The following is a 17,993-nucleotide window of genomic DNA, read 5'->3' as shown; positions in this document are numbered from 1 at the left end:
AAGGTAAACCAATAACTATCTTTGAATATCAAAAACCGTAACCAAAACGGTCAACTCTTATCAGGGAAGGTCAGGGTTTTATCGACACTTCGCCGCCATGCGCAATGTTGGACAATGCGAACTAAACACTTAAAACTAAGAACTAAAAACTCATCTTTGCGAAATGTCCCCAACTCTGGTCATCAGCTTACTTCTCGCCTATTTTGCAGTCCTTATCGGCATTTCGCGACTGACCGGTCGACGCGATGACAACAGCACTTTTTTCCTCGGAAACCGCACCTCACCTTGGTATGTCGTGGCCTTTGGAATGATCGGCGCGTCGCTCAGCGGGGTTACCTTTATTTCGGTCCCCGGCTGGGTCGAAGGCAGTCAACTCAGTTACATGCAAATGGTGCTGGGCTATCTCGTAGGCTACGCGGTGATCGCGCAAATTCTGTTGCCGCTGTATTATCGATTGCAACTGACTTCTATTTATACCTATCTCGACCAGCGCTTCGGATTCTGGAGCTATAAAACAGGGGCCTTTTTCTTTCTGGTCTCTCGAATCATTGGGGCGGCATTGCGCTTATTCGTAGTAGCTACAGTGCTTCAGATCGCGCTTTTCGACGCCTATAACGTGCCCTTCGAGGTCACCGTGATCGTTACGATCGTACTGATCTGGATATACACCTTCCGCAGTGGTATCAAAACCATTATCTGGACCGATACGCTTCAGACGGCCTTTATGCTACTCGCTGTGGCGGTCACTCTAATTCTACTCGCGAAGCATTGGAATTACGGATTTGGCGAGCTCATTTCGGCGGTCGACAGCGACCCCAATAGCCGCATTTTTTTCTTCGACGACTGGAAAGACTCGCGCCACTTCGTCAAGCGTTTCCTCGCCGGGGCCTTTATTACCATCGTCATGACCGGACTCGATCAGGACATGATGCAAAAGAACCTCAGCTGCCGCTCGCTGGCCGATGCGCAAAAGAACATGTACTGGTTCAGCGCCATCCTGGTCTTCGTAAACTTGATGTTCTTATCGCTGGGAGTACTCCTGTACCAATTCGCGGCCGAGCTCGGCGTCGAGGCTACGGGCGACGAACTGTTTCCGACCATCGCCACCTCGGGCACCCTGGGCCTTACCGTAGGCATCTTCTTTTTGCTCGGGCTCATTGCCGCGGCGTATTCCAGTGCCGATTCCGCGCTCACATCGCTCACCACCAGCTTCAGTGTCGATTTCTTGAACATAGATGAGTATCCTGCCGAGAGGCAGCCAAAAACCCGCAAAATGGTACACGTAGGGTTCTCGGTGATCTTGGTCATCGTGATCCTGATCTTTAAGCAGATCAACGACCAAAGTGTGATCGCCGCGGTATTCACGGCGGCCGGCTACACGTACGGACCACTGCTCGGGCTTTACGCCTTCGGGCTCTTTACCAAGCGCAGCGTCCGCGACAAATGGGTGCCCGCTGTGGCCACCGCCTCACCCGTACTTTGCTACGCGCTCAATGCCACCGCGACCGACTGGTTCGGATTCGCATTCGGCTTCGAACTCTTGATTATCAACGGCGGTTTAACGTTCTTGGGCCTCCTCGGACTCAGCAACCGCGTAAAAAAAAAACTATGAAACGAACTTTATTCCTTTGCGCCGTTTTCGGCCTCGCGGCCGGATGCGCAACTAGCCCGGAAAATACATCATCAGACATGGCAGCACCAATAGCGAAGAAAATTGAAAAGGAACTCACCATTCATGGCGACACCCGTATCGATCCATACTATTGGCTCAATCAGCGCGAAGACCCGGAGGTCATTGCTTATCTCGAAGCTGAGAACGCCTACACGGCGGAGCTGATGAAGGGCACCGAAGGGCTGCAAGAGACCCTCTACGACGAGATCGTGGCGCGTATTCCCAAGACCGATGAGTCGGTTCCGTATTTCTTGAATGGCTATTGGTACTACACCCGTTTCGTTGAAGGGGGAGAGTATCCTATCTATTGCCGTAAAGAAGAATCGCTGGATGCAGAAGAAGAGATTATACTTAACGTCAACGAAATGGCCGAAGGGCATGACTATTATCAGGTGGTCGGACTCTCCATTTCGCCCGATAACAAGATTCTTAGCTACGGCGTCGATACCGTGAGCCGACGAATTTATACCGTGCATTTCAAGAATCTCGAGACCGGTGAAGATCTAGAGAATGCTATTCCGAATACCACGGGGCGCGCTGTGTGGGCCGCAGACAACAAACACACTTTTTACAGCGTAAAGGACGAAAGCCTGCGCAGCTACAAGATCTTCCGACACCAGCTTGGTACGTCGGCCGATGCCGATGTCGAGATCTTCCATGAGAACGACCCGACCTTCAACACCTTCGTGTACACGACCAAGTCAAAAGAATACATCGTTATCGGAAGTGCTTCTACCGTTTCCAACGAATATCGCATTTTGTCCGCTGATGACCCAACGGGTGAGTTCCGCGTGCTGCAGCCACGCGAACGCGATCTCGAGTTCAGCATGGCGCACTACGGCAATTATTTCTACATCCTAACCAACTGGAACGCGAAGAACTTCCGTCTCATGCGTACTCGTGTCGATCAAGGCGCCAAGGATACTTGGGAAGAGGTGATTCCACACCGAGAAGAGACCCTGCTCGAGGGCATTGAGATCTTCAACGACTTTTTGGTGGTAGAAGAGCGCACGGCCGGACTCAATCAGATTCAGGTTCGCCCGTGGGAAGGTGAGCCGCATTACATTCAATTCGATAGTGAGACCTATACGGCCGGAATCGGTAATAACCCGGAGTTTGATTCGCAAACCTTACGCTTTGGCTATGGTAGCATGACCACACCAAGCAGCGTGATCGACTACGACATGGCGACCCGCGTGCGCGAAGTGAAAAAGGAGCAAGAGGTGCTTGGCGATTTCGATAAAAACAACTACGCCGAAGAGCGCATCTGGGCCACGGCCGACGATGGCACTAAGATCCCCATGTCGGTGGTTTACCGAAAAGGCATGGAAAAGAATGGAGCTAATCCGACCATGATCTACGGGTACGGATCGTACGGAGCTACCATCGATCCGGGATTCAGCTACAGCCGTTTGTCGCTGCTCGATCGAGGATTTGTATTCGCCATTGCGCACATTCGCGGCGGACAATACATGGGACGCGATTGGTATGAGAATGGCAAGATGCTCACGAAAAAGAACACCTTTACGGACTTCGTATCGTGCAGTAAGCACCTCATTGATGAAGGATACACCAGTCCGGAGCACTTGTATGCGATGGGTGGCTCCGCGGGCGGACTCCTCATGGGTGCCGTGATCAATTTGTCTCCGGAAACCTACAACGGTGTCATTGCCGCCGTACCATTTGTCGACGTCGTAACGACTATGCTCGACGAAAGCATTCCACTCACGACCGGCGAGTACGATGAGTGGGGGAACCCCAACGAAAAAGAGTATTACGACTACATCCTCAGCTACTCGCCTTACGATCAGGTCGAAGCTGAGGATTACCCCAATATGCTCGTTACGACTGGCCTGCACGATAGCCAGGTGCAGTATTGGGAGCCGGCCAAATGGGTGGCGAAGTTGCGCGACCTCAAGACCGACGATAACCGACTGCTGCTGCATACCAATATGGAGGCCGGGCATAGCGGAGCATCAGGGCGTTTCCAGCGATTCAAGGAAACCGCACTCGAATACGCCTTCATTTTAGACCTTGAGAATATTCAAGAATAGCGGCTTGGTTTTTGTGGCTTTTGCCGCATGAACCTAGGACAATCGCTACAGCCTACAGGACTTCAACTCGATTTGTGGTCAGTGCTTATGTCCAAAATGACGAAAGACATCCTTGTGATTCTGTTTTTGGGGCTGGCCCCGCATCTGGCCGCAGGCCAAAGCATTAAAATACTCGACGCTCAGAGTCTCGAAGCTATTCAGAATGCCTATGTGTATTCCGATTCGGTATCGGCGGTCAGTGATTTTAGGGGGGGGGTTCCTTACAGGCTTTTTGAGGATAGCACCCTCTCGGGCGGATTGGATATTCTGATTGCGGTTCAACATGCCAGCTATCAAATGAAGTCATTGACATTGGAACAAGTAAAAGCGGCCGGATTCAAGATCTATCTCGAGGAAAGTAAATTGAATCTTGATGAGGTGGTTTTATCGGCGAATCGATGGGAGCAGGACAAGCACGATATCCCGATCAAGATCGAACAGATCTCGCTCAAAGAAACGCGTCTGCAAAACCCGCAAACTGCTGCGGATATGATCGGATCGAGCGGTGAGGTGTACATTCAAAAAAGTCAAATGGGCGGGGGTTCGCCAATGATCAGAGGGTTCAGTACCAACCGAGTTTTGCTCGTAGTCGACGGAGTGCGAATGAACACCGCTATCTTTAGAGAGGGAAATGTGCAAAATGTGATCGCTTTAGACCCCTTCGCCACGCAGAACACCGAAGTGATCTTTGGGCCTGGTTCGGTAATCTATGGCTCCGATGCTATAGGTGGGGTAATGGACTTTCATACACTCGAAGCGGGTACCTCACCAAATGAATTGGCCTATTTGTACGGTCATGGGGCCTATAGGTTTTCTTCGGCCAACTACGAGCATACCTTCCACGGCGATATACGGCTAAAGAACGATCACTGGGGATTCGTAACGAGTTTCACCCAAAGTAAATTCGGCGATCTGCGCATGGGTTCGCAAGGATCGGATGTGCTTCTAAGGCCTACCTATCAGGGGCGAATAAACGGGGTAGATACGGTGCTTACAAACAGTGATCCCCAGCGTCAGGTGCAATCAGGGTATGAGCAATGGAACTTTATGCAAAAGTTGATCTACGAACCCGGCGAGGATTGGGACTTGACCTATTCTTTTCACTACTCCGAGTCGAGCGATGTTCCCCGTTTCGACAGACTCATTGAAACTGAGGAAGACGATACTTTTACGAGCGCCGAATGGTATTACGGCCCACAGCGGTGGATCATGCATCACCTAAAGGCCCGGTTGAAAAAGTCAACGGTGATCTACGATGAAGCCCGCTTCACTGCTGCATATCAGCATTTCGAGGAAAGTCGGCACGATAGAAAGTGGAACCGCGATGTTCGTCGTGAGCGATTTGAAGAAGTAAATGCTTACTCGCTGAACGCGGATTTCGAAAAGAGCCTGAGCGAACGCCATCAGCTGTACTACGGGGGTGAATATGTCTTTAACCGCGTGGGATCCACAGGACGCGGAATTAATATTGAGACGAATGAAGTGACTCCGGTGAACTCCAGGTATCCGAAAGGCTCGAGTTGGAAAACGGGAGCTCTCTATTCCAGTTTGGAGTACACTCCAAGCGAGCGATTGACCCTTTTAACCGGATTGCGTATCAACTACGTTGGTCTGTATGCGGAGTTCGATACTGCCGCTTACCCTTTTCCGTTTTCTCAGCTTGAACTGAACAACAACGCTTGGAATGGAAGCTTCGGAATCGCGTTCAGGCCGAATGAATTGTGGCAGTTCAATGCGAATGTCTCGAGTGGGTTCCGGGCTCCGAATATCGATGATACGGGCAAGTTCTTCGATTCGGGTCATGGTGTGGTCATTGTGCCGAATACCGAGCTGCGACCCGAATATGCGTACAACTTCGATTTTATCGTTTCGCGAAAGATCGCGCAGAAGTGGAAGGTGGAGGCCGCGGCGTTCTTCACCTTTTTGGACGATGCTATGGTACGCGATGAATTCACCTTTAACAGTCAAGACAGCATCCTTTACGATGGAAAACTCAGTAAGGTATTTGCACTGCAAAATGCGGAATCGGCAACGGTTTATGGATTTCAGCTTGGTTTACTGGGAGATCTAAATAGGCATTGGTCGATCGAAGTGCACTACAATTATACGCGGGGCGAAACAAAGAATGGCGATGCGCTGAGGCATGTGGCCCCCACCTTCGGTGATTTTCATGCGGTATACCAAGCAAAGCGTTTCAAAGGAGATTTGTACGCCATGTTCAACGGCGAAATGCCTTGGGAACGACTTGCGCCAAGTGAACTGGAAAAGGCGAGTATTTATCAGTTCGATGAAAACGGAAATCTGCACAGTCCCAGTTGGTACACATTGAATTTCAAGGCTTTTTATCAGATTCATCCGCGTGTTCAGCTCAACGCCGGGGTTGAGAATATCTTTGACCTCCGTTATCGCACCTACAGCTCCGGTATCGTAGCTCCCGGTCGAAATCTAATAGCGGCCTTGCGGGTCGATTTTTAATCCGAAACGATTTCTACTTCTGCATTTCGAAAGGTTTAGTATTTTCGGACAAATTGATCGTATGTCCGCTCTTTCCAAGTCGACCCTTTGGATCCTGATATCGTGGTTTGCCATAAACGCCTTGCAGGCGGCAACCACCGGGCTCATGAATGACGAAACCTATTATTGGGTATACAGTCAGTTTCCGGATTGGGGATATCTCGATCATCCGCCGGCCATTATGGTGATGATCTGGCTCGGAGAGCTGATTGGGCATCACCCCTTTACCACTCGTTTATTGACCGTCGTGATGTCGACGGGAACCCTGGCCATCGTGCTGAAGCTGCTCCCCGGAAAGTCCATCGATCATAAGGTCTTCGTTCCATTGTACTTGAGCTTGCCACTCTTACATGTATTCGGATTCATCACCGTGCCCGATGCACCCCTGATGTTCTTTACGGCATTGTTTTTCTTAGCGCTCCTGAACTTTCTCAAGCGAAACGATTGGTCCGGTGCGCTTTGGCTACTCATTGCCGTTACAGGTATGATCTATGCCAAGTATCACGCCGTGCTGGTGATCGGCTTCACCCTCATCGCCTTACCGCGATTGCTCGCGAACCGCAAGTTCTACCTGATCGCCTTAGGTGCCGCGCTTCTGTACTTGCCGCATATTCTTTGGCAAATTCAGTACGATTACCCGAGTGTTCAGTACCATTTGTTCGATAGAGCGGATGTGCCTTACGAATTCGGCTTCACCTCGGGCTATGTGCTCACCCAATTACTGGTCTTGGGGCCCGTGAGTTTTTGGCTCGTGATCAGAGCAGCCATTCACTTCCTTACCCGATTCCCCGCTCGTCCACGCGACCCGCACCAGCGATTCATTAGGGTAATGCAGGTACAATTCTGGGGGTTCTTGGGATTCTTTTTACTCATGAGTTTTCGCGGTCTGGTCGAGAAGAATTGGACTGCTCCAATGGCAATTCCGGCTATTTACCTTACCTACACCTACCTCGTCCGCGATGCGTTGACGAAACTGAAAAGGGTGGGAATCTACTCGTTCTTAGGGTCACTGGTATTGGTCATACTCCTACGGCTGGTGGTGGTGGTGCCCATGGGGGAATTCTCGTACAACGGACAGTTGCGTGAGTTCCACTATAACCACGTTTGGGCCCACGAGGTGAGAGATCATTTTGGCAACACTCCGGTCGTGTTTTACGATGGGTACAAACACCCGAGCGTTTACTGGTACAATACGGGAATCCCATCCCATGCCGAAAGCAGCATCAACTACCGATTAACGCAGTTCGATTATTGGCCCAATGATACGCTGCACTGGGGCAAGCGCGTGGCCTGGATCGGAGACATACCCAAAAAGCACAAGCGGGTCATCGAGCACTCGTCGGGTGAACAGACCGCCTACATGATCGATTCCGCGTATTTTTCTCTTAATACCCTACGGGTAGATGCGGACCTTCCCACGACATGGTCGTCCGGCGAACCTGGGCGGTTCAGGGTTACGGTTTTCAACAGAAGTGAGGATACGGTCGTATTTCCGAAGAGCTACCCATTTTATTTAAGTGCCAGTTTTAAGCAGGGTAAATCGTTGATCGACACCTTGAAACTCCACCGGATCGAAAAGCTTCTTTGGGCTCCCGGTGAGGTTAAAACGTATAACCTTGAGTTGAACGAATGGCCCGAGCCCGGGAATCACCTGTTCAGGCTGAGCTTACAGAAAGGACACTTTTGGCCGGGACTAAACGGAAGGGCCGGAGAAATAGAGATCGTGGAATGACCGTCGAATTGATTCTACAAGGTGCATTACTTGGTTTGCTCTTGGCTTTTTTAATTGGCCCGGTATTCTTCGTGTTGCTCGATACCAGCATTTCCCAAGGTCCATTGGCGGCGGCCATTCTCGACCTCGGAATTCTCACCAGTGACTTTTGTTGTTTGATCGCCGCGTACCTGGCCTCGCGTCAACTTGAACACCTGGTTCAGGGAAATCCGTGGTTCTTCATTATTGGCGGAGCAGCCATCGTGGTATACGGGGTCTATTTATTCGTAAAGCCCTTCAAGTATCAGCGTCCTACTGTAATCCACGTTCCCAGTACGCGTAAGATGTTTGCCCTATTTACCAAAGGGTTCCTGCTCAACATCGTGAATCCTGGGGTTATCCTTTTCTGGGTTACCGTAGTGCTGCTGGTAGGAAGTCGGTACGATCTTCAAGTCCGCACCCTGATCCTTCATTTTGGAGCCACCTTCGTTTTCTTCATCCTTCCCGATATCTTCAAGATCCTCGGAGCCGAACGGCTTAAAAAGATCGCTCGTCCTCGACAGGTATTTCATTTTCAGCGCGCCCTAGCGGGCGGATTAATACTCTGGGGGCTGCTGGTGTTCCTGCGCGGGATATGGTGATGTTCATCGTGCCGTAGGCACAGAGATCACCGCGCCAGAAAACGACCGATGAGGTAGAGCAGCGGGAAGAATCCCAAGCAAAAAAGGACCGTTATGATCTTGTAGATCGGGGTTTCCTTGAACTCGCGCACGATGCCTCTTTCCGCCTTGTCGAAATACGGTTTCAGGTAGTTTCGGTAAATCTGCGAACCAAAGCACCTTTTGAAGAGCGCATCGCTCAGAGAAAAGGCCGCCACGCCGATGGCGATTCCGGACGACCAGGCGTGGTAGCCGGCATAAAAGAGGACGAAGGCGGTGGATGAGGCCACCGCTCCGAGTCGAGCCGCAAAGGCCTTGGGGTCCAATTCAGTTGTTTGGTCGGTGTCGCTTTCTACAACGTTTGTCTTCAAGAACAATCCGAAAACACTTCCTCTTATGTTCAATGTGCCGCGTCCTACGAAATCGAGAACCACGAGCCCTAGGAAAACAGGCTGCTCGGCACCGACGAATAACAGGCAGAATAATGCATCCAACCCGAGAATGACCCTCAGGGTCCGCGTGGGCACACGAACGCCAGTATTTGGGTAAATAATGGTTTTCAGGGTGGGTGGAATTGTGACTCCTAAAGTTACTAAATGTCCGCCGAGTAAGACCGAGGAGCTATGAGTTTTTCGCTCGGTTTTTCATCGAACAGCAGCTTAATAACGACAAAAAGTCAGAAAAAATCAACTAAAAACGCCAATATGACATAAACTTAGAACAAATCATCCGGCCGAGAGGCCGAAAAAAGTGCTGGCATGCAAGTTGACTAGGTGTTTTTGAAGTTGATTGAAAACTAAGCTAAGAACTCAACATTAAGAATTAAAAAACAAAGAATATGACACTGATCAAACACACCCGCAAACCCGCATTCCCGAGTATTTTTGATGACTTTTTCATGCGCGATCTTTTCGACAATGATTGGATGCCCAACGGCAAGCATACGGTTCCGGCCGTAAACATTATGGAGCACGACGATCATTTTGAGTTGTCGTTCGCCGTACCGGGAATGAAGAAGAAGGACTTCCACATTGAGCTCGACAACGATACGTTGATCGTTTCGGCCGAAGTGAAGAAAGAAAAAGAACACACTGGTAAGTTCGCTCGTCGCGAGTTCAACTACAGAAGCTTTGAGCGTCGCTTTACGTTGCCCGATTCAGCGGACATGCACAAGATCGGAGCCAAGTATGAAGATGGAGTATTGAATGTTTCAGTACCCAAAAAAGAAGAAGCGAAGGTGCAGGCTCCACGTCAAATTGAAATCGCCTGATCATAGGCGTCACTATATCGTCAAAACCGCCCCCGAATGAACGAGGGCGGTTTTTTTTGTGAACCGATTTGGGCAATCGATTGTTATTCAGAGTACTATGGAGAATATTAAATGGCCCATCTTACTTGCTACAGGTTATTTAGGTGTTTATGCCATGTCGCCCTACCTCAACATACCTGCGTTCACTTCACTGTTGTTTATTCTGAGTCTGATTCCGGTCTTCTGGATGGTGTACAAGGTCTTGAAAGATGGTGTCGAAAGCGACAAGCACTGGGACGAAGGGCACTTTTACGATCACCCGTAATGGAGTTTTTAGGGTTTAGTGCTGAGGTCTGCGAGCAGTGGGCAGCGAGCCCTATGCTTTAGCTTCTACAGATCAGGGAACTATATATGTCGCGGTATTCCACATTAATATTTAGCATTTAAAACCTCGGGTTTTAACCCGAGGTTGACATTCTGCTATTATCCATTAACCATTAATCATTAACCAATCAACCAACTAAGAATTAAGAACTCGGATTCATTCGAACTTCCGATCGATGAATTTCGACATGAGGAGTCGAGCCGTGGCCATGTAATTTGGTTTCAACAGCACGGAATCGCCCACTTGAAAGCGAGTTTTACCGTCCTTGGTCTTGTTGTTCCCGACATCGACTACGGTCATATCTGAAGTAATTCCGACGAATTCCATGGATTTCGAATTGTCGATGAGGTTTTCTTGATCCACATCGAGCAGTCCGAAATCGAGTATAGCCTTGTAGGATTTTTCGCCTTGGTCTTTTTCCTCGTTGAATTCTGCGGTATGGCCAATATTGGCCTCACTAATTACACCATCGGGAACGATCTCTTTTTCTTCGAGTTCGATGATGTTAGCGGAGAACTCAAAAGTATCCGTTGAAAGGTCCAAGAATTGTTCGTCGCGCAATGGACTCACGCCGAAGAATGCGGCTTCACCGACCCTGAAGTGATTGATCTCCGGTGGTACTACACCCGAGTCTATCAGTGGCAAGGTAATGCTTGTGCCTCCGCTGACCAGAGGGACGTCGCGATCGAATTTGGCCGAGATCAATTCTTTGTACAAGGCCAGTTGTAAGAGTTTGTCTCGAGTGGGTTCGATTCCGTACATGCAGCCCAGGTTGGAACCAATGCCGATAACGTCGATGTTCGGCATATTGAAGATTCGTTCGTAGAATTCGAGAATACCTTCGCGCAGAACTCCTTCGCGCAATTCGCCCATTTCCAGCATGATGATCACTTGATGGACCTTACCTTGTTTTTCGGCAGCGATATTCAGTGCTTCAATGGTCTCGAAAGAGCTGTTAAGCGAAATGTTTGCGTAGCGTACCACGTCATCGGCGTAGACCTTGGCCGGAGGCTTTATGTAAATCGTCCTCATATCTGGATTCACGGCTCGGAGGTTTTTAAGGCTCGTCAACCGCGAATCCCCTATGGAATCAACATAGGGAATTGCCTCCGGGGTAAAGACCTTGGCGATGAAATCGGTATCGCCGGAGAATACCTTGGAGATCAAGCTCCACTGAATGTTGCGCTCCTTGAAATAAGTGCCCAACTTTCGAATATTGTCTTGGATATGTTCCGTGCGTATGATCAGCTCAGCCATGATGAGGTATTTGTGTTCGGTGGTCCATTCGATTTAGAACAAGGTAGGTCAGCATAGAGGCCGAGACCCCAAAAATGTTAGCATCCAAGTCTAAAGGGAGCGAAACCCCACTCAAGATAAGAACTAGTGTCGTTGTTCCGCCCACGACCATGGCCCCCAAGGCGGCACGGTGCGAAGGGTCTTGATGTACGATCATGGCTAAAACCGGCACGAACAGTCCGGAAACCATAAAGGCATAGCTATAGAGCATGAGTTCGAGAACATTTTGCATGTGACTTGCCAATAAAACGGATGTAATACCCACCAATCCGGTTACGATCTGCGAAGTTCGTACTCCTTTGTTGCGGAGCGATTTAAAATACGGGGCAATATCGGTAGTGAAATTCCCCGAGGCCGCCATTAAACAGCTATCGGCCGTGGAAAGGATAGCCGAAAAATAGGCGCTCATCATAACTCCCATGAGTCCAATAGGTAATATGTGCCTCAAGAAAAGGGGAAGTCCAAGCTCGGCATCTATTTCGGCGGTTGCCGGGTAACCCAATTCCGCAAATACTCCTTGTTCAAAAGCTACTCGAGCAAAGAGCCCTAGCGCGATGCCCATAAAGGCCATGATGGGCCACTCAAAGAGACCGGCTAATCGCCAGGCGCGAATGGCCGTTTTTTCATCTCTACAAGCGTAGATTCGCTGGTAGAGGGTCATTCCCACGAACCAGATCGGAATAATGGTGATGCTCCAATTTAGCAATTGAACCCAGGAAACATTGCTCAGCTGTAAATACGAGCGATCCAAAACCTCCACAATGGCTGTACGCCCTCCTATGGCATTGTACCCCAACGGAATTCCTATGAATACGAGTACGATCATCAGGATCGACCATTGAATGGTGTCGGTGTAGATCACCGCTTTTATTCCTCCCACGGCAGTGTACAAAACTGCTATGATGCCCATGATATATACGGCTGTGTTTATGGGAACGGACGGAAAAGTGGCCGAGGCGAGCTTGGCACCGGCCAATATTTGACTACTCGTGAACCCAACGTATCCGATCATACTGATGATCGCAGCCGCCAGAGCGACTTTCGGATTATAAAAATGGCGCAGGGCTTCGGGGAAGGTGAGGAGTTTGTTGAGTCTGCTGATCTCATATACCCGAGGGATTAGGAACACGGCACTAAGCCAAGCGCCCAATAAACCAGTAAAGAGCATCCAACTGCCACTCAGGCCCATTAAAAAACCAAGTCCGCCTAGGCCAATGGAAAAACCGCCACCAACGTCAGTAGCCACGACCGAAAGGCCGATGTGTACGGCCGACATATTGCGCCCGCCCACATAGTAATCGTCATCACTTTGGTTCTTGCGCATGAAGTATACGCCCACCCCCAACATGAATAGGAGGTAGAAACCGAAGATCGCAGCGTCGATCGGATGAATATCCACGACTTACTTCTTGAGTCTCATTTCGAGGTAGGGATTGGTGAATCCCAGTTTCCCGTACAGGAATTTGGCAGGATTGTCTTTTTCGACATGTAGAGCGATATCGCCTTCCGCGCGTTCGATTGCGGAGGTCATTACCTTTCGACCGAGGCCTTCACCGCGATGATCGCGATGAGTGGCAATATATACCAGAACATTCTCCGGGATATATCCTTTCATTCCGGTGTTGTTGATGATGGTGGCTCCTTTGATTTTGCCGTTGTCTTCGAGGACGACAGCGAAGCCGCCTTGGCCTTTTTCAGAGGATAACGCGTAATTCAAACAGGTTTCAATATTGGGGCGGGGATCGCCATATTGCTCGAGCTGATCAAAGAGAAAGTCGATCAAGTCGTTCTTCTGTTGTTCTGTGGGTTGGTTGCCGGGGTCGTAGACGTGAATATGTTCCATCATACGCATCCGCCCGCAGGGCGAGATGCTTCTCAAAGATTTGATTATTTACGGTTTAACCCTAAAGGTACGGATATGTTTAAAGAACGGTCTTCAGGCGATACAGAAGTTCTCAGGTGAAAATGACAGAAGGGTCGTGAAATTGCGCACCTTGATTTCTTTACAACGCCGTGAATTTCGACCCTAACCTAATCGAACAACTACCCGACGGCATCTTTACCCTCGATGAGTCGGGAAACTACACCTACGTGAATAATGCGGCGGCGCAGTATGTGAATCGAGAACCTACGGATTTAATGGGAAAAAATGTGTGGGAGGAATTTCCCGAAGATCGATCGGGTGAATTCTTTTCGGCATTCAATAAAGTGATTCGGACAGGTGAAATAGTTCGGTATCGTCAATACTATTCGAAATCGGACCGGTGGTTTAGTTTTAACGTGTACGCTCACGAAGGTGGAGTTCTGGTTTGGTACAAGGACGATACGGATCGATCGAGGCGTGAGGACGAGAATATTCAAGCAAATAAGATAATTCTCGATGCCATTGAAAGTTTCAAAGACTTGGCTATATTATCCGTCGATCGGTTGTACCACTATATATTCTTTAATAACAGTCACCTCGATTTTTCTCATAAAGCATTTAACCGAACCCCAAAGCTCGGTGAGCCTTTTTTTGCAGGAGCGATCCTGAACGATCCAAGTTTCGCTCTCATTCAAAAAGAACTGAACCGTGCGTTTGAAGGCCAAGCACGGAATTTCGTACTTCCGTTTCGCTTTCCCTGGGGTGTTGAATATATAGACATACACCTTCGGCCGAATAAACCGATAAATGGTGTGGTTCAGGCGATAAGCATGTTCGCCTGGAACGATACACAGCGAATTTTAGGGGATCGTGAACTAGAGCGTACTCGTGAGATCATCAATCAAACCAATGCGGTGGCCTTCACTTGGTCGAATGTAGATGACCTGCATATCGCATTCGTCACCAAGAATGTTAAATCCCTGCTCGGATATGAGCGGGAGGAACTGCTTGCCGGCAAAAAGAGATTCTCGGAGATGGTTTTGGCAGAGGATCTATCCATTCTGAGTAACGCCGTATCCGAACAAAAGTCAAATAACACCCAGCGGTCAAAGCCGTTTCGAATGGTGACCAAGGAAGGAGGCGTGAAATGGGTCGAAATGCTCTGGTTCAACACCTTCAATTCCGATGGAAGTCTGCGGGACGTGAACAGTTTGTTATTTGACATGGATCAGATCATGCTCCTTCAGGAAAAGGTGAATGAAAGTGAACAGCGGATGAATTCTGCTATTCGTGGGGCAGACCTTGGAGTTTGGGATTTTAACATCAAAAAGAACACCAACATTGTCAATGCGCGATGGTGGAATATGCTCGGGTACGAGGTCGGAGAGATCGAGGACAGCTTGCAGTTCTTCTTCGATGCGACTCACCCCGAGGACCGCGATAAGCCTTTTGAGCGTATAGCCGAGATCGAAAACGGTGATAAAACGAGATCAACATGGTTATCCGCATGAAACACAAGAATGGAGGATATCGATACATTCTGGACAGGGGTAGCGTGGTCGCCTTCGATAAGGCAGGTAGGCCCTGAGAGGGTCATTGGTACGCATATGGGCGTTACCGCCGAAGAAACCCTGCTACAACACCTTAGGGATCAAAAGAAAAAATGGCGCGAGGTAGCCCGGAGTCAAAGTTACGAGATCCGTGCTCCATTGGCTCGAATCATGGGGTTGTTGAACCTCATTGATGACGAGAATATAGAAGCCGAAGAGCTGAAGAAGATGTGTAAGAACCTGCACGATTCTGCCAGAGAGCTCGATGAACACATTCACAGCATCGCGGCCAAAGTGAATACACTCGAACTCGATGAAGACCTGTTCAATTAACTTCGGGAGGCCTAATTTGGCCTTGAGCACTACCGACAACTCATTTTAATTGCTCGGTCAATTCTCAATCAAGATTCCCATTTTCCCCATTTGATAATCGCGCAGTGCCTCCATGATCTCGGTCTGCGTATTCATCACATAAGGGCCATACTGCGTCACCTTTTCGTGGATCGGTTCGCCGGCCAGCAACAAAAATTGATTTTGGGTTTTGGCCTCAACGGCCGGATGCGGAACTCCCTCTTCCAAAACGGCCGGGGTCTGGGCATCGATCACCCCGAAACTGCGAACAGAGAGCTCCCCCTTAATGGAGTACAGTGACCCGTTATACCCCTCGGGCAGTTCAGGTCCAACGAGCTCCCTTTTCCATCTGAACCCATAGGATCAACAATGGACTTTGGGTCTCCGTTTTACTCACACGGCCTTCATACCTCCCGGCCACCAGCTTCACATCAACACCATCGGCAGGTGACCAAGGAGTCATTTCCCCTTCAGTGATGCCGGTAGGTTGGGGGAGTCATTTTCTTAGCGGCCGGAGAATTGATCCACAGTTGAATGATCTCTTGAGGTTCACCGGAGGCGATCATTTCGTCAGTAGGTCTTTCACTGTGCACGATCCCCGCTCCAGCGTGCATCCATTGCACTTCTCCTTTTTGAGCTACTTGGTCGTGCCCAAAACTGTCGCGGTGATGAACGGCCCCCTGAACTACAAAAGTAACTGGTGAGAATCCCCGGTGAGGATGAGGTCCAACCCCTTGATGTTTCGCCGGAGCGTCTTTTATCGGGTAAACGTGAGCATGGTGGAGCAGAAGGTAAGGGTCGACCTGTTGCACTTTTTGGGTGGGTAGGGCTTGCTTTACAGGCAAGCCACCCATATCGATATCAACGGCCGGAAGCAAATAGCGGATCATTTCACGAATTTACCCACAATTTCCTCTACTTCTTCTTTTTTGGGTTTGCGTTCAAGTTCAGCAACGTGTTCGGTCAAGGTCTTGTCATCCACTTCGAGCCGCAGGCTCAAATCTTCGTTTTCTTCCATGAATCGCTCCCAGCTGTTGCGAACCATCGACCAGGTATCTTTATTCTGACGCCACCATTTTTTGGCTGCCTTGCAGCGACTTGAATCCACCTTTTTATACACGTTGTAGCCTTTTTCTTGCGCCAGCACCAGGTCCTCTTCGCCGCGCACACGCACGACCTTGTCGTTGTCTTGGTCGTGTACCCAACCGCTGTTCGTTATCTCTTGGCGGTTTCGGCGAACAGTTACGTTATAATCGTTTCGGATCGTGTATTCACGACGAGGAAGAGGAGCGTCACACATCGATTCCCAGTAGCTGCGACCGTCAACGTGCACCCAACTCGCCGTGGTGCTGTAGCGCGGACGATCATCGGTCTGATGCACCTCTTGTGTCCATTGACCTGCTACCTCTTCGGGCGTTAAACTAACGCGCATCCACTCGTCATCGGCGAAATACACGTAGAGTTGCGTGTTTTCGTACATCCAGTCCTGGCGCCAGTGCTTGATGACCGTTGGGGCATGACTAGGCCCTACCAGCAGCAAATGCTGGAGACTGATGTGATCTTCTTCGTCTTTAATAAGCTCCACCCACTCGAGCGCTTTGGCGTGTTTTTCAGGACTACTCGTGTAGGTGGAATCCTCCGCGTAAACGAAGGTTTCGGCAAAATTGAATTCCACTTCAAAGCACCCACACATGCCTTTGATAGCCTCGGCATCGCGCTGCTGCTTTTCATTTTGCGCTTGTAGAGAAATGGTGATCGACAGAAAAATAAGGAGAATGATTCGCTTCATTTTAACCGAACTTTTGTAGCTTATTAAAGATTAGACTAATTCTAAATAACGATGCAAAAGACGGTAGATTTCTTAAATTCTACAAGTGTGTAGAGTAAAAAAAGAGACTATGAAGCGATTTTTATTCACCGGCTCTTGCAAGTTCATTCAGGCGCAATGAAATAGCTGGTCAAACGACCCTCCAGGGTCGACGAACAGTTTTGAATGCTGGAGTAGAATGCGATTTCTTGCTTTACCTTTCCTATTCCCGAGGCGTAGTGAGAGCTGAAAATGAAGGTGGAATCCCCGCATGGTTAATTGGAACACCCGAAGCGTGGAAGTGCGTTCTACGCGCTTCTACGGTTTCAAAATCACCTGCCGGTACCGTGACCATGACGCTGTCGTGCATTCGGTCCTTCCACCGGATGAATCCCATGAAATTGCCTTCTTCAAAAACGGTCTCAAACTCTTCGTACGAATAGTGGATGGTACCATCAACGCCTACAATGAATCCGGCCGAATCACGTTCGAACCTCTTAAATCCTGGCTGACCCAGGAAAGTCCCTTCGATCACTACAAACCTATGGCCATTGGCAGTCGTATCCCTTGAAATATATACACTATCGTGCATGGAAGTGGGAGTCGCCACACCTGCTGTGTCGATGGAGTACCAATCGTACACCCACCAAGAGCCCTTAGTTGCGGGAACTTCAAAGTGGTCTGAATCGGCCGGAGTTCCGGTGCCGTCCTTTTTACATGAGAGGAAAAAAGTTACGATTGCGAAGGAAACGGGGAGTATTACATTCTTCAAGTTCATCAAGCAGAACGTGCACATTAAATCCTTCGTGGGAACTTCGCCCAATGCCGTGTTAACCCGGATC

The 17,993-nt window shown here is 49.4% G+C and carries 18 protein-coding genes; 9 read left to right on the top strand and 9 right to left on the bottom strand.

What is annotated here, in order from left to right:
- The first annotated feature begins 163 nt into the window (after nt 1–163).
- From J4F31_08755 to J4F31_08735, 5 genes are all read left to right on the top strand, one after another.
- Nucleotides 164–1,612, top strand: coding sequence for a sodium:solute symporter (locus tag J4F31_08755; protein MCE2496648.1), 1,449 nt, complete (start codon nt 164–166; stop codon nt 1,610–1,612).
- The gene (locus tag J4F31_08750) at nt 1,609–3,726 is read left to right on the top strand and encodes a S9 family peptidase (GenBank protein ID MCE2496647.1); all 2,118 of its coding nucleotides are present in this window, start codon (nt 1,609–1,611) and stop codon (nt 3,724–3,726) included. Before J4F31_08755 ends, J4F31_08750 begins: the two co-directional genes overlap by 4 nt.
- Before the next feature lie 27 nt (nt 3,727–3,753).
- Nucleotides 3,754–6,240, top strand: a complete 2,487-nt coding sequence (locus J4F31_08745) for a TonB-dependent receptor (protein MCE2496646.1) — start codon at nt 3,754–3,756, stop codon at nt 6,238–6,240.
- Between the two features lie 61 nt (nt 6,241–6,301).
- Nucleotides 6,302–8,011: a glycosyltransferase family 39 protein gene (locus J4F31_08740; GenBank protein ID MCE2496645.1), complete on the top strand. Its 1,710-nt coding sequence runs from the start codon at nt 6,302–6,304 to the stop codon at nt 8,009–8,011.
- Nucleotides 8,008–8,631: a LysE family transporter gene (locus tag J4F31_08735; protein ID MCE2496644.1), complete on the top strand. Its 624-nt coding sequence runs from the start codon at nt 8,008–8,010 to the stop codon at nt 8,629–8,631. Before J4F31_08740 ends, J4F31_08735 begins: the two co-directional genes overlap by 4 nt.
- A 26-nt stretch (nt 8,632–8,657) precedes the next feature.
- On the opposite strand, the gene J4F31_08730 is transcribed toward J4F31_08735, so the two are convergent.
- Nucleotides 8,658–9,176, bottom strand: a complete 519-nt coding sequence (locus tag J4F31_08730) for a DUF4395 family protein (protein MCE2496643.1) — start codon at nt 9,174–9,176, stop codon at nt 8,658–8,660.
- Nucleotides 9,177–9,487: 311 nt separating this feature from the next.
- On the opposite strand from J4F31_08730, the gene J4F31_08725 reads away from it, so the two are divergent.
- Both J4F31_08725 and J4F31_08720 read left to right on the top strand, forming a co-directional pair.
- Nucleotides 9,488–9,919, top strand: coding sequence for an Hsp20/alpha crystallin family protein (locus J4F31_08725; GenBank protein MCE2496642.1), 432 nt, complete (start codon nt 9,488–9,490; stop codon nt 9,917–9,919).
- Nucleotides 9,920–10,016: 97 nt separating this feature from the next.
- Entirely contained in the window at nt 10,017–10,223 is a 207-nt protein-coding gene (locus tag J4F31_08720; GenBank protein MCE2496641.1) for a hypothetical protein, read from the top strand.
- Between the two features lie 216 nt (nt 10,224–10,439).
- Here the strand turns inward: J4F31_08720 and J4F31_08715 are convergent, their stop codons facing one another.
- From J4F31_08715 to J4F31_08705, 3 genes are read right to left on the bottom strand one after another with little or no spacing between them, the layout of a single operon-like run.
- Entirely contained in the window at nt 10,440–11,540 is a 1,101-nt protein-coding gene (locus J4F31_08715) for an alanine racemase (GenBank protein ID MCE2496640.1), read from the bottom strand.
- Nucleotides 11,533–12,927 carry a sodium:solute symporter family protein gene (locus J4F31_08710; GenBank protein ID MCE2496639.1) on the bottom strand — a complete coding sequence of 465 codons (1,395 nt, stop codon included), beginning with the start codon at nt 12,925–12,927 and terminating at the stop codon, nt 11,533–11,535. Before J4F31_08710 ends, J4F31_08715 begins: the two co-directional genes overlap by 8 nt.
- A gap of 54 nt (nt 12,928–12,981) precedes the next feature.
- On the bottom strand, nt 12,982–13,422 hold the full coding sequence (locus J4F31_08705; GenBank protein ID MCE2496638.1) for a GNAT family N-acetyltransferase: 441 nt from the start codon (nt 13,420–13,422) through the stop codon (nt 12,982–12,984).
- Nucleotides 13,423–13,592: 170 nt separating this feature from the next.
- Here J4F31_08705 and J4F31_08700 point away from each other — a divergent pair, with 170 nt between their 5' ends.
- Entirely contained in the window at nt 13,593–14,954 is a 1,362-nt protein-coding gene (locus tag J4F31_08700; protein MCE2496637.1) for a PAS domain-containing protein, read from the top strand.
- 9 nt (nt 14,955–14,963) lie between these two features.
- Nucleotides 14,964–15,326, top strand: a complete 363-nt coding sequence (locus J4F31_08695) for a hypothetical protein (protein MCE2496636.1) — start codon at nt 14,964–14,966, stop codon at nt 15,324–15,326.
- Nucleotides 15,327–15,383: 57 nt separating this feature from the next.
- On the opposite strand, the gene J4F31_08690 is transcribed toward J4F31_08695, so the two are convergent.
- From J4F31_08690 to J4F31_08670, 5 genes are all read right to left on the bottom strand, one after another.
- Nucleotides 15,384–15,665: a hypothetical protein gene (locus J4F31_08690; GenBank protein ID MCE2496635.1), complete on the bottom strand. Its 282-nt coding sequence runs from the start codon at nt 15,663–15,665 to the stop codon at nt 15,384–15,386.
- A gap of 1 nt (nt 15,666) precedes the next feature.
- Nucleotides 15,667–15,807 (bottom strand): hypothetical protein, encoded by a 141-nt coding sequence (locus J4F31_08685; GenBank protein MCE2496634.1) that lies wholly within the window; start codon nt 15,805–15,807, stop codon nt 15,667–15,669.
- A gap of 7 nt (nt 15,808–15,814) precedes the next feature.
- Entirely contained in the window at nt 15,815–16,234 is a 420-nt protein-coding gene (locus J4F31_08680) for a pirin family protein (GenBank protein ID MCE2496633.1), read from the bottom strand.
- Entirely contained in the window at nt 16,231–17,133 is a 903-nt protein-coding gene (locus J4F31_08675; protein MCE2496632.1) for a hypothetical protein, read from the bottom strand. The genes J4F31_08680 and J4F31_08675 overlap by 4 nt, the downstream gene beginning before the upstream one ends.
- A gap of 241 nt (nt 17,134–17,374) precedes the next feature.
- A partial coding sequence (locus J4F31_08670) for a hypothetical protein (GenBank protein ID MCE2496631.1) occupies nt 17,375–17,993 on the bottom strand: 619 nt, incomplete at its 5' end.

Source organism: Flavobacteriales bacterium, from assembly GCA_021296215.1.
GTDB lineage: Bacteria > Bacteroidota > Bacteroidia > Flavobacteriales > ECT2AJA-044 > ECT2AJA-044.
The sequence above is the reverse complement of the archived record's forward strand: the minus strand, read 5'-3'. Positions and strand labels throughout refer to the sequence as shown.